Consider the following 17,320-nt stretch of genomic DNA (forward strand, 5'->3'; position numbering starts at 1 on the left):
GCCCCAGCCCCGCAGGGGCTGGGGCTGGGCGCTGCGCGCCCGCCGCTGCAGGCGAAACGGCAAGCCGTTCCGAAGAACTCGCGGACTCGGTCGAAGCGCTGCGCGCCTTCGCGGTTGCATCTGTTATTCGATCGCGCTCAATTTGCAATTTGCAATCGAGAATTTTTCGAGGGCGGTCGAACCGAAACCGGCTCGCCGATGCATGGTGTATTCAGCGAAACCGGTTTCGGATCAATCGCATTCAAGTCATTCGTTACGGGATCGCTCGGATTCTGCATCGAGCGCAGCGGGCCGAATCTGCTCCCACAGCGCCGGGTTGATTCCCGCGTTGTATGCGCGTTCGAGCAGCTGCCCCAAGGAATGATCGGGGGCGAGCCCACGGGCAACGTTCATTGCCTCCCGCGCCGGCACCGCCTCCCGTCCGATCCAGTAACTCAGCGAAGCGAGGACGAAGGCGGGGCCTGCCTCGCTGGCGGGCAACACCGCGCCAACCTGCCGCCACAGTTCGCCGAGGACTGCGGCGTTGGCTTCGGTGAAGTGAACGAACAGCACATCGCGCACGCGCACGTCAGAGGCGGCGGCTGCGAGCATCGCAGCGTGGTAATCCGATATCTCGATTCCGCGGTTGCCTGAATCGAGATACCCGGCGAGTACCTCGCGGTGGATGGTCTCTGCGGCCGAGATCGGCCCTACTGCCGGGAACGCCCCGCGTGCAGCCCGCATCATGTCCACCACACTCGCGGCGCGTTCGGCACCGAACTGTTCGGCAACGAAGCCCGCGCGGATTTGGGCGCGAGAGGCCAGACGTACCTGCCCCTCGAGCAACGCTCCGACCACGTAGGGGTGAGCCGTCAGGTCGACCGCCTCGCCGACCTCGTGCGGTCCCGCCAGTACCCCGTTCATCAAGTAGCGGCGCGCACGTCCCTCGTGGAACTGGAACACAGCAACGTCATCGCCCGAGAACTCGTGGAGAACGGCCATCGATGCCGCATCGGCGTGTGTGTCACTGCCGAACACGACCACCACGCGCGGTCCGGATAGATCACGCACGGGGTGACCGCTGGGCACCAGCAACGGGGCACCACCGATCGGCGCTTCCTCCCCCAGCGGGCAGGCCATGACGGCCCCGCCTGTCGAGTTTGGGGTGAACACCACCATTTCGTTCTCGGGAACGTAGCGGACCAGCATCACGGCCACGGCAACAGCATCAGCGGGTGAGGAGATACGAAAAACAGAGGACATCGGACAAACCCCTTTCAGGGCACAGGGGCAGATGGTCAGTCCGCCCGATCAACAGAACACCCACAATCTAGCCGAGACCACCGACAAGAACGGCTCACGCGCAACACATTTGGTCCCCGGCGCACTCGGTGCCGGGGACCGCACCGAGTGCGCCGGGGCTCGGTGGGGAAAGACAACAGGCCCGCCCATGTGTTTCGCTGGGCGAGCCTGTTGTCGAACGTCTAGGGAGAAGCGAAAGGATCAGAGCGACAAAGGCTCTCGCTCTAACTCCTCGGGAGCGGAGTCGGCTTCCGAGGCCCATCTAGGGCTCACGTCCATACCCGACCACACTTTCGGATCGGTGTCGAGCCGATCAGGAGACGTTCGGATCAGCACACACGCCAGCAGCCGACATTGCAAGACGCGCCACACCGTCGATGATCAACGTATGGCATCCGTTCGACGCTGCGGAGGTGACCGGCCCTGGTACCGCGTACACCGCCCGCCCGAGCCTGTGCACTTCCCTGGCCACAGACAGTGCACGTCCGCGTGACCCGGCCTCGGGCACCACTACCGCATCGGAGAGAGCCGCCAGCAGCGCGCCACTCCCGTTGAATCGTTCTCGTCGAGGCTCTGCACCGAACGAGTACTCGCTCACCACCACACCCTGTTCCGCGACGCGCTCGAGCAACCGAGCGTGACCGGACGGATACGCCCGATCCAAGCCGCACGGCATTACCGCTACCGGTCCTGCACCGACCCCCAACGCTGCCCGCAACACCGCTCCCTCGATCCCGAACCCGCTGCCCGACAGGACCGCCACCCCACGCATCGCCAGATCCCCGGCAAATTCCGACGCGACATGCTCGCCGTAAGCGGTCGCAGCCCGGGTGCCGGTGAGCGCCACCGCCGACACATCAGCACCGGGCAGCGCGCCCTGTCCACGAACCCACAGAGCGACCGGAGTCGATCCCTCCAGCCATCCGGCCATCCGCAGCCGCTGCGGCCACTCAGCGTCCGCAGGAGTGACCAATCGTGCTCCCAGCGTTGCCGCCGTCTCGAGGTCTGCCTCGGCACCTGAGTAGTCCCACGAGCGAGCCGTCGCACGCAACAAGTCCTCCGACACCTCCCGATGCCGCACAGCCTCGGCTGCAGCCTCCACGCCCGATAAGGACACCGCCAGATGCACCAACGAGCCCTGCCCCCGCGCCACGTGAGCGAGATACGCCCACGCAACACGCTCACGCCACACCATCTCGCTACCCGACACCGCGTTCTCGCTCGACACACCGCTCACGACGAAACCCTCCCAGGGCTAACACAAGGGCAGATGGTCAGTCCGCCCGATCAACAGAACAACTCGAACCTACCCCGACACACCGACAAAAACAGCACCTGACAAGCGAAAATGTCCCCGGCGCACCCGGTGCCGGGGACAGCGGGTGCGCCGGGCGGTAAGTTCACGAAGCGGCCAAAAGAGCAGACCGAAGTGTCCTGTTCGAGTGATACAAATACCGGAGCAGATCTCACGGGCCGCCGACGAAAAACGCACCAACCGCGACGTTCGAGAGGGAAGCTGCACACATGACCGAGCCCGAGCCATGGCGTCGAAGCAAGACGCCGGCCCCGCTCCCCTCGAATTCCGCCGACGCCCGAGCGATCAGCGAACTGACGGACCCGGAACTGGCTGCGATCATTCGTGACAACCTCCTGCCGCGCTCGAACACCGCCGGCGATACAGCCAATTGGCGTGCATTCTGGAACACCCTCACTTTCGATCCGCAGCTCAACGATCGCGCAAACGCGATCATCGATGTCTACGTCGAGCAAGCAGCAGCAGCGCTCGATACCGGCGAACTCGACGACGCCCAATACAAACGTGCCGGCAAGTTCCACGACCTGTGTATCCACGCCCTCGACAGGCTCGACAAGGTGGTCGACGACCCCCTGGCCTGGGCTGGTGCGCGAGCTGCCGGATTCAATCCACGCTCTCGTGAGGTCATCAACACCCTCGTGCAGGCCATCGCCGATCACCGAGACGACGGCGACGACGCCAAGCTCTGGGCGATTCTCGCCGAAGTTCGTTTGGATCCAGGCCATCGACGCCGGTAAGCGCTCCGCTCAACATGGCCGCCCGCGGAGCCTCTGACCGATGAGCTTCTGGGATTCACTTGCGGCCGGCCTCTCGGAGGAGCCGCCGCGACGGGTGATCGTGTCGACCAGAACGCTCAGGTCGGCGATCGAGGACACCTTGATCTATGGGTTCTCGCGAGCCGCCCTCGAAGTGGTCCTACCCGACGAACTCGACCTGACGTGGGCAGGTACAGGTACCCCGGTTGAGGCCGACACCAAGCGGTCGCTGATCGATGGTTACCTCGTAGGATTCGAGATCCCCCAGCTCGTCGCACTGGCGCGTCGCGTGCTTGCAGAATGCGACGTCGCGGACCACGGGCTCGCGGTGCTGATCGCAGAGTACGAAAAGGGCTCCAGCGGTGTCGATTCTCCCGCAAAGAACCTCATTTTCGCGGCCAATGGTCCCAAACCGGAGATGGTGCTCCGCGACGCGGTCAGCAACGACATCCTGATCACCAAGAATGCTGAGTTCTGCCTGGTCTACGACAGACCGATAACCGAGGCCGGCCTGTCCTTTCAGGAGCTGATTCAGTGGTGGCGTGAGCACCAAGCAATGGCAGACACGGACGATCGCGATGTCGGGCGGTCACTGTACAAACGGCTGCGAGAGAGCCTCGGTAAGAACGAACCCGAGCGGATGGTCTTGGACGTCTACTCACGTCGATACGGAGAGCACGGCTTCGGTATTCCCGCTCTGATCCCGCAGGTCTACCTCCACTACGACCCGTACACCAAGTATCAACGCAAGGGCAGCAGTCCCCTCGAACGCCAACGCATGGACTTCTTGCTGCTCTTCAGTGCAAGAAAACGCGTCGTCATCGAGGTCGACGGTCGTCAGCACTACGCCAACGAAGACGGCCGCGCCAGCACGCAGCTGTACGCCGAGATGGTCACCGAAGACCGACGTCTCCGGCTAGCGGGATACGAGGTCTATCGGTTCGGGGGCAAAGAGTTCGAGAGCCCCGACGCGCCGTCGATGCTCGCAGCATTCTTCGACGAACTGAGCTCGCGAATGAAGTAGACCGACGGGGAACTCATGCCGGGGCGAGGTATCGATCCTCCTCAGAGCCGATCTGGAGTTCGTCCTCGGCGGCTGCGATGACTGCGTCGACGACCTCAATGGGTAGCCCGGTCTTGGTGGCCACTGCAGCGTGCTCGTGGCCTTCGCTGGCCAGTTTCAGGACGTGGACACACAGAACGGCTGTTTCGGCCTCTGTGGAGCTGTTCGGGGCCGAGTGACGCTGGTCGGTGCTGTCGTCTACAGCTGATGCTTCGAGTCGGACCAGCTGGATCATCAGGTGCGTGGTGACCAGCAGCACCAGCGGCGGCGCAGCAGCGGCCAGCGCGGCCACGGTGAAGGTCGAGCTGTAGTCCACCATCGAGACGTGCACGATGTTGCCGGCCGTCGATGCGATCGACCCGAGAATCAGCAAGGCCCACGCGAACCAGCGGTGTGAGGCGTCGACGACGAGCATGAGTGTTGCGAGGATTACCATTCCGTCGAGCACCAGTGGCAGAACCCATCCCAGTGTTGCCGGGTATCCGCTGGCAGTAGCGAGCTGCCACAACGATATTCCGCTCTTTGTGAAGGCGCTGATACCGATCACCGCATTGCCGATCACCGCGCAACGTTTGATGGTTGTCAGATTCCTCATCAATGTCCTTCGCTGGTGGTGATCGAAAAGTGGCCGGCCGCTGCCGTCGGGCGTGCTAGATCGGCGTGCTTGAGGGTGGGTGTGTTCGACAGTCGGTAAATCGACCACAGGGCGGTGAATGCGATACACCCGCCGATCACTATCTGAGCCGCGGTGTAGTCACCATTGTTCGCAATGACGAATGCATTCCAAGCTGTATGGGCCAGAACGAGTCCCGTGAGACTGCGGAGTCGATAGTAGACGTAGACGGCCACAGCGCCCCATACGAACGCCGACAACGCTTGCCCTGTTCCCTGGTACAGATGGATGGAGGCTCGAAACAGAGCTGAGCTCGCGATGACGATGCCGAGCATCCACGGCTGGACGCGCCAGACCAGTCCGACGACCCCGAAGAGCAACAAGACCGGAAGCGCACTGAAGAACGGTTCCTCGGCCAAGCCGGCGACGAGAAGGTGCGCACTGTTCCACCATTGTGCCGGGTTGCCGTAGTCACTGGTGCGCGAAAGGTTTTCGGCATCCTCGGGGGACAGCAACGAGGCCATGCACAGGCCGATGGGGAACAATCCTGCACTCATCAGCGTCCGCGCTCGCCACGTCCCAGGGAAGCTGTTCGGTTCGGTCTCGTTCGGTTCGATGAACCGGCGCACCGCCGCGACGAGAGCGAGACCGGCAACTGCGGCGAAGAAGAGAATTAGGAAGCCAATTTGAGCGCCGGGCATCGTCGGCGGGGTCGACTCGGTGACTACCTCGGATCCGGTACCGAGATGCCTCTGAACCGAGACTAATGCCTCGAAAGGCCAACACACGACTAGGTAGGCGGCAGCAAGCCCGAGCGGAACAGCAGCGATATACAGGCTTGAGTTCCAGTTGTTGTTGCGATTCATCGCGATTCACTCTTTCTTTGACATTCTCTCGTCGCGGCGACACAGGACAGTCATGGGTGCGGATACGAGTACTGAGCGTGGGTACGGCGGTCGAGGCTGATCAGTTGTCGAGTAGGCCCGCACCGCGGGCAATAGCGGGTAGGTCGATCGGTGGTGCCCATGCGGCCCACACGCGGGTTCGGCCGAGCTCGACGACACGGTCGTCCGGATAGAGCCGCCATGGGCCGACGCGGTCGAGCAGTTCACCGACGAGGGCGTCGGCGTGGAAACGGGTGGGAACGGTGACGAAGTCATCGAGCGGGCCCCGCTTATGTAGTGCCGCGACGGGGCGTGGTGCGCCTCTGGCGATCGCTACCTGCCGCAGGTCCGGAGAGCCGTGGGGACGGAGGATCGCCACGACATGGGGGTCCAGCCATCGTCGCTCTCGCCATTCCTTGCGGACACCGCGGCCACGGGGAAGATCGAGCCCGGTCAAGACAGTTCGTGCATTGTCGAGGGTCTGCTGTTCGACACGTCGGATTTCAGGAAGGGGAAATTGAAGTTGCTGCAACCGGCGGACGGGAATGGCCGCTCGAGCGCGAGGTGAGCCCTGCAGCCAACGCTGAACGGTACGGCGAGTCACCCCGAATGCCGCTGCGACATAGTCGATATCGACACCACCGTTGACCAAGGGGCCGTAGCACGCGGTGAATGCGACCTCGAGCTGTCGTTTGGTCCACCGCGGCCGCTTCGGGTTCATGTCGCTCTAATGGAGTGGTCCGAGAAAGACGCCGTATCCCATTTTGGCCTGCACAGCCATGCTGACGAGGATCAGACCCGCCAACGCAGAAACGACGCGGGTCTTCCACTGCTGAGACTTGGTCTCGAACATGTCTTTCTGATCCCTCCTGCAGAGCGCTGCCGTGCGCGATTCCACCGATACCGTAGCGGTTGCACCGGACACTCCGAACACCTGAACTCGCAGACTCTTATGGTCAGACCGGGTCGATGGAGATGTTGTCGATGCTCTCGAAGGTCCATCCGTCGACGTACCGATCGCTGGCGTAGCCGCTGAGCCACTTCGAGAGCGCTTTGTCGCCGCCGCGTTCGTACGCCGACCACATCGACTCGACATCGGATGGCGACATACCACTCTGATCCGGGGGGATCTGGATGGAACGATTGCGAATGTAGAACCCTCCCCCACCGGCGACGCCTTGTCGGCCCTTGATCTGTACGCGCGCACCGTATTTGGCGATCGACTTGCCCTGTTTGCTCTCTCGGACAGCTTTGATGGCGGCGCGCCGGCCCTGTTGCGTCGTCGCTGCCTGCCGCGACTTGGTGGTGAGCTTGCTCAGAGTCTCGGCCTTCGGCTTCGAGATTCGCTGGCGTCCCTCGGCGGCAACCCAGCGTTCCACCGTACGACGTGAGACTCCGAGATCGCGCGCAGCTGCGGCAGTGTTCACCCCGCCCCGAGTGCCCGGGCCGTACGCGGCGAGGAGCATCCCACGCATGTCAGGGGTGGTGCCGGCCTTGCCGGAGACATCGGCACCACGCCTGCCCGTCAAGCCCTGGAACAGTGAGCTGCGTCGGCGTTCGTCTGCTTCCAGGTTCTCTTTGAAGCCAGCATGCTTGCGCCCGGCCATTGGCTATTCCCCCTTGCCTGTCGTGGCATCCCAGTTCATCGTCAGCGCTTCCTTGCCCTTGTAGCGGCCACCGACGAGGAACTCGAGATGATCGCCGAGTCGAGCGGAGCCCTCCCACTTGTATTGGCCGAACCCTCGACCGAGCTGCTTGTCCTCCCCAGGCCAGGACGCGATCGGATCCGGATCGTTGCTGGTGTAGAGAACCGTGTCGTTCGTGATGGCCACCGGCCACCGGTCGGAGACGGTGCCGATCTTGACGATGCGACGAGTGATGTTCGCCCGCGCTTTGGCGATGATGTGATGGCGTCGCTCAGGCGAGAAACCTGCTCGTCCGGTCATATGAACCGAGGACCCCATCTGGCCGATCGTGCGCGTGTAGACGCCCTTGAGCAGATCTCTGGCCAACTGAGCGTCGACGTCGTCGACGTCCAAAGCTGTTCGTGCGTCCCGGATTCGCTCGTACCACGGATCGAGTACTCGGCCATGTTCGTTCCACACGTAGGCCTCGACAGGTTCGAGCTCGTAGCCGAGTTCTCCGGCGACCTGCAGACTCGGTGTGGTCACCCACAGCAGGCCCGGCCGGCCGCCGAGAGGCATCAATGGATGTGGGATGCGCCAGTCCCCTGCCTCGGGAACCTCTACCCGCCAATAGCCCGGCAGCTTCTTGTCGAACGCTCGCCCGTCTGGATGATGAGTGGCCGATCCGATCGGCATCTCCAAACCGGCGATTCCCGCAGCATGCGAGCCTCCTCGGTCGTACGCGTGGACGTAGATCATCGATGTCTCGTCGCTGGTCGGTTTGCGGGACCATGCGTAATCGTCCTCGAGGGAGCTGATGGTGGCCGGGCCGACGGGAGTCTGTGCCCCGAACATCCGCTCGCGGTCCTTGAATCGAGTCGAGATCATCAGGTCGAAACCTGTGGACTGCGGGGTGATCACCCACGGCATCTTCAACGCGCTGGCGAACAGCGACAATCGACGCGCGAGTTTGCTCGGGGACGGTCGGTCTCCGAGAATAGGGATATCGCGTGGATCGGCGTTCATGCCGGCAGCCAGGACGACCCACACACCGCGGTGCTCGCCCTGGGTGCGCCACACACGGGTCCACGCACCGAGCCGGTCACCGGGCTTGCCCAGGGTCCAACCGTCGGCGATTGCATCTGTGACGAACGCTGTGCCGGCAGTGGCCTCGCCGACGTCTTTGCGTCGCTGCGACGGATCGTCGCTCAGCGTGCTCAGATCCACCCCGAACTTCTCGGTCATCGCCGCGGTCACCCAGATCTGTCCCGGTTCGCTCTGCCACGACGAAGTCTGAGTGCCCAGACGCAGCTCCTGCACCAGCGCGGCGACATGACCGACGTGAGAGATGTTCTGTGGCAAATTGATTCGACTTCCGTCGGGCATCCAAATGCCATCGACGTCCAGGACGGCGGCAGGGGCAGCGAACGGGTTGGCCGCGGTCTTCGCGGGAGCTGAACGCCGAGGCTGCGTGGTCTCGAGCGGCGCACTGGGTTGCGCAACCGTAGGAGCACTCGACTCGGCGGCCTCGGAAGCAGCTCGACGAGCAGGTTCGTTCGACGGCCGCGGGCCAGTGGAGGCGGGTGCAGGCGGCTTCGCTGCGGCTGCGGTATCGGCAACCAGTGCAGCGCGGGAGGCAGCTGTGCTTCCGAACCAGCACTGCGCGTGCAGAACGTGGCCATCGAAGCGAAGGCCCGAGCCCACTCCGCACTTCACGCACGGGACGCTCGGCGAAATATGTTCTGCCACAGCGATATGGCCCTCGGCATCGGGGTAGCTTCCCACTGGAATGTCCTCCTGTTCGGAGTTGTCAGACGTAGCTTCCGCGTCGTTGGCACGAGAGCTGCCCGTCGTCGATGAGGTGTCGCTGTTCGATACCGAGAACAACGTCGCGAGGTCGGCCACTGCGGAGGTCGAACCCGGAACGTCGCTCGGTGTCGTACCGTCCGGTGCATCGTCGGGTCCGCCATCAGCGTCGAAGATGCCGATCTGACCGTCGTCGGGGCCGTCGCCGAGGATCGCCCACAGACGGAGAGCGGTCATCCGCTGCCGCCGTTCCTCACAATGGATGGTGCGTTGGACGGTGTAACGGGGTGTCTTGCCTGCGCGTTCCTCGGCGATCAGAACTCCCTCGTCGTAGAGGGCCCGCAGCGCCGTGCCTCGATCGATCTGTGGAGCATCGGACATCGTCGATGCCGCGGCTTTCAGAACCTGTTCGAGGGCAGTCGATTCGATCAACAGCTGCGCTTCACCGTCGCGTGGTCCGGGGTCGGTGAGCACGTACCCCAACCGGATCCCGCGTGCGTCTTCGCGGTACTTCTTGACGTCCTGATAGTCCGAGACCAACGTCCGTCGCCACCCCAACCGGCCGGCGAGCGGGCGGTCGGGTGCTTCACCGGTACGAACGTCGTCGACGTAGGCCAACCCGGTACGCAGTGCGTGCGCAAGGAGCTCGCGCACCCGCGCCCCGGTACGTGAAGGCAGATCGGGATCGGCCGCAGCGACGACCGCGTCGTGCAATCCGCCGTCGACGACGTCGAGAACTTGCTCGACCTCATCGGCATCGAGCGCGCCGACATCGAGCAGAAAAGCGGTGAACGCCTGCCACCCTGCCCACACTGCACCGACCGCTTCGGCCTGGCGCACGGTCTCACCCTGCTCACGTAAGCCCTCGGCGTAGTGCGCGCCCTCGTTGAAGACCTTTTCCCGCAGTTCCTCGAGGCGGGGGCACAACCACTGCAGGAACGAGGCCATCAGCAGGGCGCGTCCATGTCGAGACTGCTCACTGTCGAGTCGAATCAGCTCGTCGAGTTCGATCTCGTCGGACTGCAACGGCACCACCAACATGCGCTGAGCGCCGGACCCTGGTCGAGGCATGACCTCGGAGGTCACCATCGCGGACGATCGGGGGGCGGTGCCGTCGAGGATGCTCAACCCGTCGCGACTGGAACGGCTCCGTTGTTCGCCGTTGTGGACCATGCGCGCGAACTCTTCGAGCGCTTTCTGTGCAGCCCCCCAGTCTCGTGTGGGAGCGACATCATCGGCCCAGTACAGCGCATCTTTCGACGAATTCAGTTTGATGCGAAGCGCATTGAGAGTGTCACCGTTACCTGACATCGACGATGCCGGCCGCCGACGATCCCACAGCTCACCGAAGTGATGCATCGCGATCGACGCGATCGAGGTCTTGTACGAACCGGGCGAACCAATGAGCGAAAGAACCCAGGGGTTGGGTCCCAAGGCCGCGCGAAAGACGTGCCCGAGCAACGGAGCAGCGATTCGCACCGGCAGACGCGTCAGCATCGATCCCGAATCGACCATGAAGGCATCACGCAATCGAGGTGCATCGGCGATCGGGCACGGCAGGTCGTAACGCGAGAGCGGTCCACTGAGCAGAACCGGCGCAACACGGGCACCGGCAGCACTGATAGCGCCACCCGCGTGCACGTAGAACCACTCGTCGTTTCGGTCCTTACGCCAACCGGTGGAACGGAATCGAACCGTCCGGGCAATCGTCACTCCACCCGCCACTTTCAGGGCGTCGCGAAGTTTGGCGATTCCAGAGGGTTTGGAGTCGTACGTCGGCGGCCCGGGAAGAGAATCCGCCCAGGTGCAGTCCCGATAGTCCTGTGCGTCCACCCGCATACGCATGAACTCGCCCGTATCGGGATGGGTGTACCCGATGACGACAGCGGAAAGCTGTTCGGGCGACGGCGGATTGGCTTCCCGCTGCCCGACGATATCTTCGCGTCCGAGCAGGGTCGGTGCGTCGACGTCGAGGCCGTCGTCCTGCGATTCGAGGTATTCCATCTCCACGATCCGAGCATCGATGCTGAGCACCATTTTGGCGGTCTGCTCGCCATCTCGGTTGGTGACGATTTCGACGAGGCTTCCCTCTACGACCCGATACGTCGGTGCAGATATCTGAGCGCCGCGGGTGGCCGCCCCGACCAGGTGCAGTCGGGGTCCGTCAGGGAGCGGATGTGTCGATTCACCGGCGTCGATGTGGCTGGATCCGGTCGCCGGCGGCACCGCGTCGTGCTCGTCCTCGTCGTGCAGCAGCGGTGGAATCGGAGTGCGCGAAATATCGTGTGCGGCACGGGCAGCCGTGCGGGCAGTACGCCACACAGCGGTAGCGGCATCGACCGCTTCTTGCGACCACTTCGTGCCCTCAGCGGCAGCGAAACTACGCACCGCATCGACGGCTTCGCTCAACGGCTCGAACAGGCGCTCCGCCTCGACGGCCCAGCGCCCAGCGAGGCGGATCTCGTCTGCGCACTCATCCTGGTGACCTGATACTCGCCCGCGCTCGGCACGCGCAGCCGCTTCCTGAGCCGCCTTTTCGACCTCGGCGGCCTTGCCGCGCAGCTTGGCCAGCGCAGCATGTGCCGCAACCTCACCGACATGGACGGGAATCAACCCGTTCCACATATCGTCCGGATCCCACAGCTGGGCCTCGACGTGATCTGTGAAGTCTGATTTGTCATCTGTTGTGCCGGGTAGCAGCAGTTGTACCTCGGCATCAACTGCGCCGAGCAGCGACGCCAGTTCGATGCCGCGCTCGTATCCTGCGGCGTCACGATCGAGCACAACGCGCACTGCGGCACCGGCGAACACCTCGGCGAGCTGTGGCGGAAAGTTCAGGCCACCCTGGGCATTCGTGGTCGCGCACAGACCGAGACGCATCGCGGTCTCGACATCCTTTTCGCCCTCGAGCAGCCACACCGGCTGGCCGGCCGACAGCGCCGCTTGCAGCTGCGGCATCGCGAACAGGACCGGAGTGAACACCGCAGGCTTACGTTTGACGTACGTGCGATTCGGACCGACGAACAACTGCCGGAATCGTTTGTGTTTGACGCCGCACGAGGTGCACTCCTCGCGGATGACCTCCTGCACCAATACGCTGTCGGCATCGGTGTAGGGATAGCGCGCAACTTCCGACCAAGAGTGCTCGACCTCGGGCTCCGGCATCGGACCGGCAATCCGAGCAGGCAGACGCCCCAGACGCCCACGTCGTTTGCCCGCTGCCCGTTGCTGCGGGGATCTACCGACACGCGGTGCGCTCGGATCCCGACTCGGCAAGGGTTCGTCGAACAGATCGGACACACCGATATCGAGACGCTCGGCGATTTCTGCGGCCGTCGCTGAGCAGCCATGGCACCGCAGCAGCACCATTCCAGAACCGTGGTGGCCCGGAGTCCAGGTGACAGACAGCGAAGCGTGACGGTCGTCGTGAACGGGGCATCTCGCCTGAAACTGGGTACTCGATGTGGCTTTGAAGCCGCCGAGCTGCTCGAGGCGTGGACGGATGTTGTCCATCGACCACATGTGGCCGCGGTTGGGAGTCGGTGACGTCACGACTCACCGCCGACACGTAGATGTACGACGCGCGCTGGGTTCGGAGCGCAAATCACGGCGAGGCAGGGGTACTGAGCTATGATGTCAATACACCTCCTGTCGTGTTCGTGGTTGTTCCCGGTGGGTGGTTGGAGCGGAGCGATTCGCTCACTTGTGAATCCGGAAGACCCCCCTTCTCGCCGCCAAGCACGAGGGGGGTTTTTCACTGTCTAGGGGTAGGTCATCACGCGCCCAGCTTGTACTGTGCGGGATCGATTCGATCTTGGATGTAATGCGGCATGGGTAGATCATGGTGCAGCGCCATGACATAGACGTAGTAGTCGCTGAGGTCGAGGCCAAGGGCGTCGGCCTCGTTTTTGTAATGCGCATACTGCGTGTCGGGCGTGCGCACCATTGCGGGTATGCGAGGGCCCTTCGACTCTCTCCCAGGTTTGCTTCCAGCCATGCGATCACATTAAACGGATTCGGTAACAGAAACAGGGAGGCCGCGACATCCGGTGTGTCGCCTGCCTGTCGTGCCACGTTCACATGTTCCTCCGCACCTCGTCCGTACCCGCCCTCGCACCACACATGACAGGTAGATCCGTCTCGATCTACCTCTGTGACAGAAGTGGCGAAATCTCTCGACATTGTCTCTGCGGCACCGGACACGACGAACACCCCAGCTCGTCGAACCGACCCGCTGCGCAAGCCCCTTCATCGATATACGCGTGACCTTGGCTCTTTTATGTGGGGAGCATGGGGAGCATGGAGATAAGGGCAGCTCAAAGGCAAAAAAACGCTCCCCACCGGAGTGGGGAGCATGGTGGGGAGCACGGTGGGGAGCCAGGAGCAAGACGCTCTGGCCCGGCGGATCAAGAGATCAGATAGTCCTCAACGACCGCAGCAATCAGCGCGCTTCGTGAGGGGATGAGCGGACTTGCTTCTACCTGCTCGTCTATCCATCGGGTCTGGGCTACCCACAGATGTGGACGCACCTCCACTCCCCCGCTCGCGACCTTCGGGCGGGCCAGACGCGGCATGCCACCGCGTGGCGATTCGACGGCGCGAGGGGCGAAGAGGCGAACCAAGGTTTCCGGGGTGTGCGCGGCGAAGGCATCCTCGACGATCTCGCCGTAGGACTTCTTCTCCCGCTGAGATCGCGTCTTCCAGGCCTCTTTGACCGTCGCGGGAACGTAGACCGCGATCGGGCGCACATCTTCATCACCGACAATCGCAGCCAACGGCTCCGCTGTAGCGGTGTCGGCCCCGGTTTCGGGTGTGGTGGCTACGTCCTCGGTTGCGGCAGTGCTGCCCCCGGAGGGCGAGGCAGATGTAGCAACCTCGGTCGGAGGCTCTGGTGCAGGTGCTGCAGGAGCATCCGGTGCAGATGTCACGTCCGGAGCCTGTACGTGCGGCTCGTCGACGGCTCTTTCGGCAGCCACGTCGGTCGAGCGTGGTTCCACTGCGGCAGGCCTGGCGAGGGAACCCGTTCCATTGCGAGGGAAAATGTTGGCGAGGCCAGATCCACGGGGAGCGGGCTTGTCGAATTGGTCCGCCAGGCTGGGTCGCTTCTTGCGATCAGTGGTGCTCATGCGGGTGCTACCTCTTCTGCGTGATCGGCTTCGGCAGCAAGCTCGGCCAAGCGTTGCAAGACCTCAGCTGCTAGGGCCTCGTAGTCATCCGCCAACCCGGTTGCATCCCGAGAGAGCAGAAGGCTGGGTGGTTTCACCTTGTCCCTCAGCGCTTTCAACCGAGCCTTCTTTGCGCTAGCAGTAGCGCCTTCGAGTTCGTGAGCTAGGAGCCCATGCCGCCGCGCGTCGGCAGCGGCGCTCTCCATGTAGCGGATTGTCGTGCCGAAGATGGGGGCAATGGTGTCAGGAATGGCTTGCGTAATACTTTCCCTCACCTGGTCCTGGAGCCGTTGTGACCTACTGCCGACCGCAAACAGAAGCATGCCAGCCAATCTCAGTTGCGGATTGTGCTCCCGGGCACGCGCGAAGCGCTCGGCGACGCGGTCGAGGCCGTCGAGGCTGCCATCGTCGGCGCGAGTAGGGATGAGAACGGACGACGTGCAGTACAGCACCGCATCACCGATGATCACGTCGCCTGGCGGGGTATCGAAGAGAACAATGTCGTAGTCGGGAACGATCGGGGCAAGGACTTTGTGGAGGATCTGCCCCAGCGATTCGCCCCCGCGGCTGAGCCTGGAGAGCATCATGCCAGCAACGTCGACGAGCGCAGGACCAGCGGGAATGACGTCTAGACCGGGTCGGACGTCTTTGATGATCGGGGGTTGTCCGCCTGACATCAACGACATCAGAAGTTCTTCACCGGACTGCTTTTCGTAACCGAAATCGCGGGCCAGGTTGCCCTGAGGGTCGAACTCCCCGACGAGAACACGGTAGCCGGCAGCGGCGAACAGGCCTGCGAGGTTGGCAACAACCGTCGTCTTGCCCACTCCCCCTTTACCTTGGGTGACTGCGAGGGAATTTGATATTGCCATCGATAGAACCTTCCTTCCAGAGTCCTGGATCCGCGTGCATCTATTCGAGCGCTGCCGTGGAGAAGCGTGACCGGGAGGCGTTCACGGTGCCGAATCGGTACGTGCGAGCGGCTCGACTTGTCCCGCACGCTCTTGTGCGGGCGGATGCGCAGGTTGTCGTGCGTGGTTGTGTGCGCGAGAGTACGCCCAGTCACGCACGTCAGTCAACACGGTCTAAGTCGCGTAACACCATGCGTATCAATGCTCGCACTCTTACGCGGCAAAACACGCGCAATAAAACATGTAGTGCTGCGCCCTAGTAACAGCGTACCAATACGCACGTTAAGTCGCATATCAACACCCTTGTTAACACGTGAAGAAACACGGGCATTGATGTGCTGACCAAAACGGTATTTAACCCGCGTGTTGACGTGCGGAGTTCTACCCGGTATTGCATGCGTAGTATTACGCGTATTAACCAACGGTGTAACAAGCGTATTTGTACGCCCTCAAACACGCGGTTTAGTACGCGATGAAACCAACGCTTTACTGCGCGAGGAGTACTACGAAGTGCTACGCCCATTGTGTTGGGATGATTGCCCGGTAGACGGTAACGGAGGTAGGGGAGCAGAGCACTGGGATGATGAACGGGATCGAGAGTGGGTAGTTATGTCGGATCAACAAAGCGTCGATATGTGCGAATCAGCGTGCGATTCGAGCTGCGATCATGGCCGCGACTCCCAATCCGCAGGCTCTGCTGGCTTCGCGAAGGCTCAAGCGAAGTGTTGAGGGGAGAGGTATCGGTAGGGGAGTGCGAGGATTGCTACGTAGTTCGACGCGAGCCTGGCACGAATTTCACATAAGACGCCAGGTCAACGGGGGACTGTTCGCGTTCCAATCAGCGTAGATCCGAATAGCTCTGACGCAGTCGGCGGCGGGGATCGCCAGGCTCTCCGCGGGTCGTTCGCTGTTCGGCTATCCGTTGTTCCAGACCGATCTTCGACGCCATTTGGGTGGCCCACAGCAGGGTGGCGTCAGGGACTGATTCTGAGAGTTCAACGGTGAGATCTACAAGGGTGTCTTCGAGCAGTGTCTCGGCGGCTCGGTAGAGGCTCCACAGGTGGCTCAATTCCCAACTAAGAATGAGGGGATTTCCGAACATCATGCGCTCACAGGAACGTTGAATGCGCCGGACTTGAGGGTTGCTCAGAGCTGTCGGATCGTGCGGGTCGGCCCAGGTCGCAAGGTAGCTGCTCTGCTCGCATGTCCACGGCAACAGCAGGAGCGCATCAGTCGCGAAAGTCCAGCTCTGCGTGTCGAGAACGTGTTGTGACTGTTTGAGGGCGCGGCCCAGGGCTCGCTGGCAGGTCGTGGTGTAGTCGGCGAGCGCTAGCCGACATCGCTCCAGTTGTGCCAGGTCGTGCACTGTGTGGAACTGGTCCTGTCCACGAGTGAATTCGGTGGCAACGAGCGCGGCCTCGGTGTCCCACCAGCGAAACTGGGACTGACGATGGAACTCGCGGTGCCATCGTAGGTCGTCGAGCGTTCGGGCTGCGACGCCGCTGCCTGGCGCGGTGGCGGTGTCGGAGAAGCTCATCGTTCAATGGTTGCAGGTAAATGGTGGTGTGTCACCACCCCTCTGGCATCAGTTCTATGACTGTGCCCACGGCCGAAGAGGTAGATGTGGTGGTTTTCCTGGTGAGCTCTGCATGGCGATCGGTTCAAGATCGTCGGTGAACGACGCTGCGTTGAAGAAACATTGGCGGCAGATTGTGGACACACATGAAAGCCATCAAATCAAATAGCACTGAGTCACGAGAACCACATCAGTCCGACATGAGTGTCAAACGATAACAAAATCGTGTTGTGATCACGTGGCAGTGATCATAATCCAACTTGTCTTGGAGTCAAGAGGCAGCGCCGAGTGCAGTTCGGTTGAGAGTCAGTCAACGGCCCGTAGAA

14 protein-coding genes are annotated in these 17,320 nt (G+C 62.6%); 2 read left to right on the forward strand and 12 right to left on the reverse strand.

What is annotated here, in order from left to right; genetic code table 11:
* Positions 1-246: 246 nt before the first annotated feature.
* Complete coding sequence (locus CH296_RS25550; RefSeq protein WP_015586055.1) at positions 247-1,242, reverse strand: DUF4192 family protein; 996 nt, start codon at positions 1,240-1,242, stop codon at positions 247-249.
* Positions 1,243-1,594: 352 nt separating this feature from the next.
* Positions 1,595-2,518 carry a DNA processing protein DprA gene (locus CH296_RS25555; RefSeq protein ID WP_052047799.1) on the reverse strand — a complete coding sequence of 308 codons (924 nt, stop codon included), beginning with the start codon at positions 2,516-2,518 and terminating at the stop codon, positions 1,595-1,597.
* A gap of 287 nt (positions 2,519-2,805) precedes the next feature.
* On the opposite strand from CH296_RS25555, the gene CH296_RS25560 reads away from it, so the two are divergent.
* Positions 2,806-3,333, forward strand: a complete 528-nt coding sequence (locus CH296_RS25560) for a hypothetical protein (protein WP_015586057.1) — start codon at positions 2,806-2,808, stop codon at positions 3,331-3,333.
* A 40-nt stretch (positions 3,334-3,373) separates the two neighbouring features.
* A complete protein-coding gene (locus CH296_RS25565) occupies positions 3,374-4,375 on the forward strand; it encodes a hypothetical protein (protein ID WP_072692241.1) in 1,002 nt (333 codons plus the stop codon).
* A 13-nt stretch (positions 4,376-4,388) separates the two neighbouring features.
* Here CH296_RS25565 and CH296_RS25570 read toward each other — a convergent pair whose 3' ends face one another.
* From CH296_RS25570 to CH296_RS25610, 10 genes are all read right to left on the reverse strand, one after another.
* Positions 4,389-5,009, reverse strand: a complete 621-nt coding sequence (locus CH296_RS25570) for a DUF2637 domain-containing protein (RefSeq protein WP_015586059.1) — start codon at positions 5,007-5,009, stop codon at positions 4,389-4,391.
* Positions 5,009-5,893, reverse strand: a complete 885-nt coding sequence (locus tag CH296_RS25575) for a CPBP family intramembrane glutamic endopeptidase (protein WP_015586060.1) — start codon at positions 5,891-5,893, stop codon at positions 5,009-5,011. Before CH296_RS25575 ends, CH296_RS25570 begins: the two co-directional genes overlap by 1 nt.
* Positions 5,894-5,993: 100 nt before the next feature.
* Positions 5,994-6,632, reverse strand: coding sequence for a hypothetical protein (locus tag CH296_RS25580; RefSeq protein ID WP_015586061.1), 639 nt, complete (start codon positions 6,630-6,632; stop codon positions 5,994-5,996).
* A gap of 6 nt (positions 6,633-6,638) precedes the next feature.
* The gene (locus CH296_RS29640) at positions 6,639-6,764 is read right to left on the reverse strand and encodes a hypothetical protein (protein WP_254924250.1); all 126 of its coding nucleotides are present in this window, start codon (positions 6,762-6,764) and stop codon (positions 6,639-6,641) included.
* A 103-nt stretch (positions 6,765-6,867) separates the two neighbouring features.
* Positions 6,868-7,518, reverse strand: a complete 651-nt coding sequence (locus tag CH296_RS25590; protein ID WP_015586063.1) for a helix-turn-helix domain-containing protein — start codon at positions 7,516-7,518, stop codon at positions 6,868-6,870.
* Positions 7,519-7,521: 3 nt separating this feature from the next.
* Positions 7,522-12,894: a telomere-binding protein gene (locus CH296_RS25595; RefSeq protein WP_032364989.1), complete on the reverse strand. Its 5,373-nt coding sequence runs from the start codon at positions 12,892-12,894 to the stop codon at positions 7,522-7,524.
* Positions 12,895-13,117: 223 nt separating this feature from the next.
* Positions 13,118-13,288 (reverse strand): hypothetical protein, encoded by a 171-nt coding sequence (locus tag CH296_RS29090; RefSeq protein ID WP_015586065.1) that lies wholly within the window; start codon positions 13,286-13,288, stop codon positions 13,118-13,120.
* Positions 13,289-13,748: 460 nt separating this feature from the next.
* Positions 13,749-14,468 carry a hypothetical protein gene (locus CH296_RS25600; RefSeq protein ID WP_015586066.1) on the reverse strand — a complete coding sequence of 240 codons (720 nt, stop codon included), beginning with the start codon at positions 14,466-14,468 and terminating at the stop codon, positions 13,749-13,751.
* Positions 14,465-15,379 (reverse strand): ParA family protein, encoded by a 915-nt coding sequence (locus CH296_RS25605; protein ID WP_015586067.1) that lies wholly within the window; start codon positions 15,377-15,379, stop codon positions 14,465-14,467. The genes CH296_RS25600 and CH296_RS25605 overlap by 4 nt, the downstream gene beginning before the upstream one ends.
* Before the next feature lie 877 nt (positions 15,380-16,256).
* Positions 16,257-16,955, reverse strand: coding sequence for a hypothetical protein (locus CH296_RS25610; RefSeq protein ID WP_015586069.1), 699 nt, complete (start codon positions 16,953-16,955; stop codon positions 16,257-16,259).
* Positions 16,956-17,320 lie beyond the last annotated feature (365 nt).

It is taken from the genome of Rhodococcus sp. 14-2496-1d, from assembly GCF_002259365.1.
GTDB lineage: Bacteria > Actinomycetota > Actinomycetes > Mycobacteriales > Mycobacteriaceae > Rhodococcoides.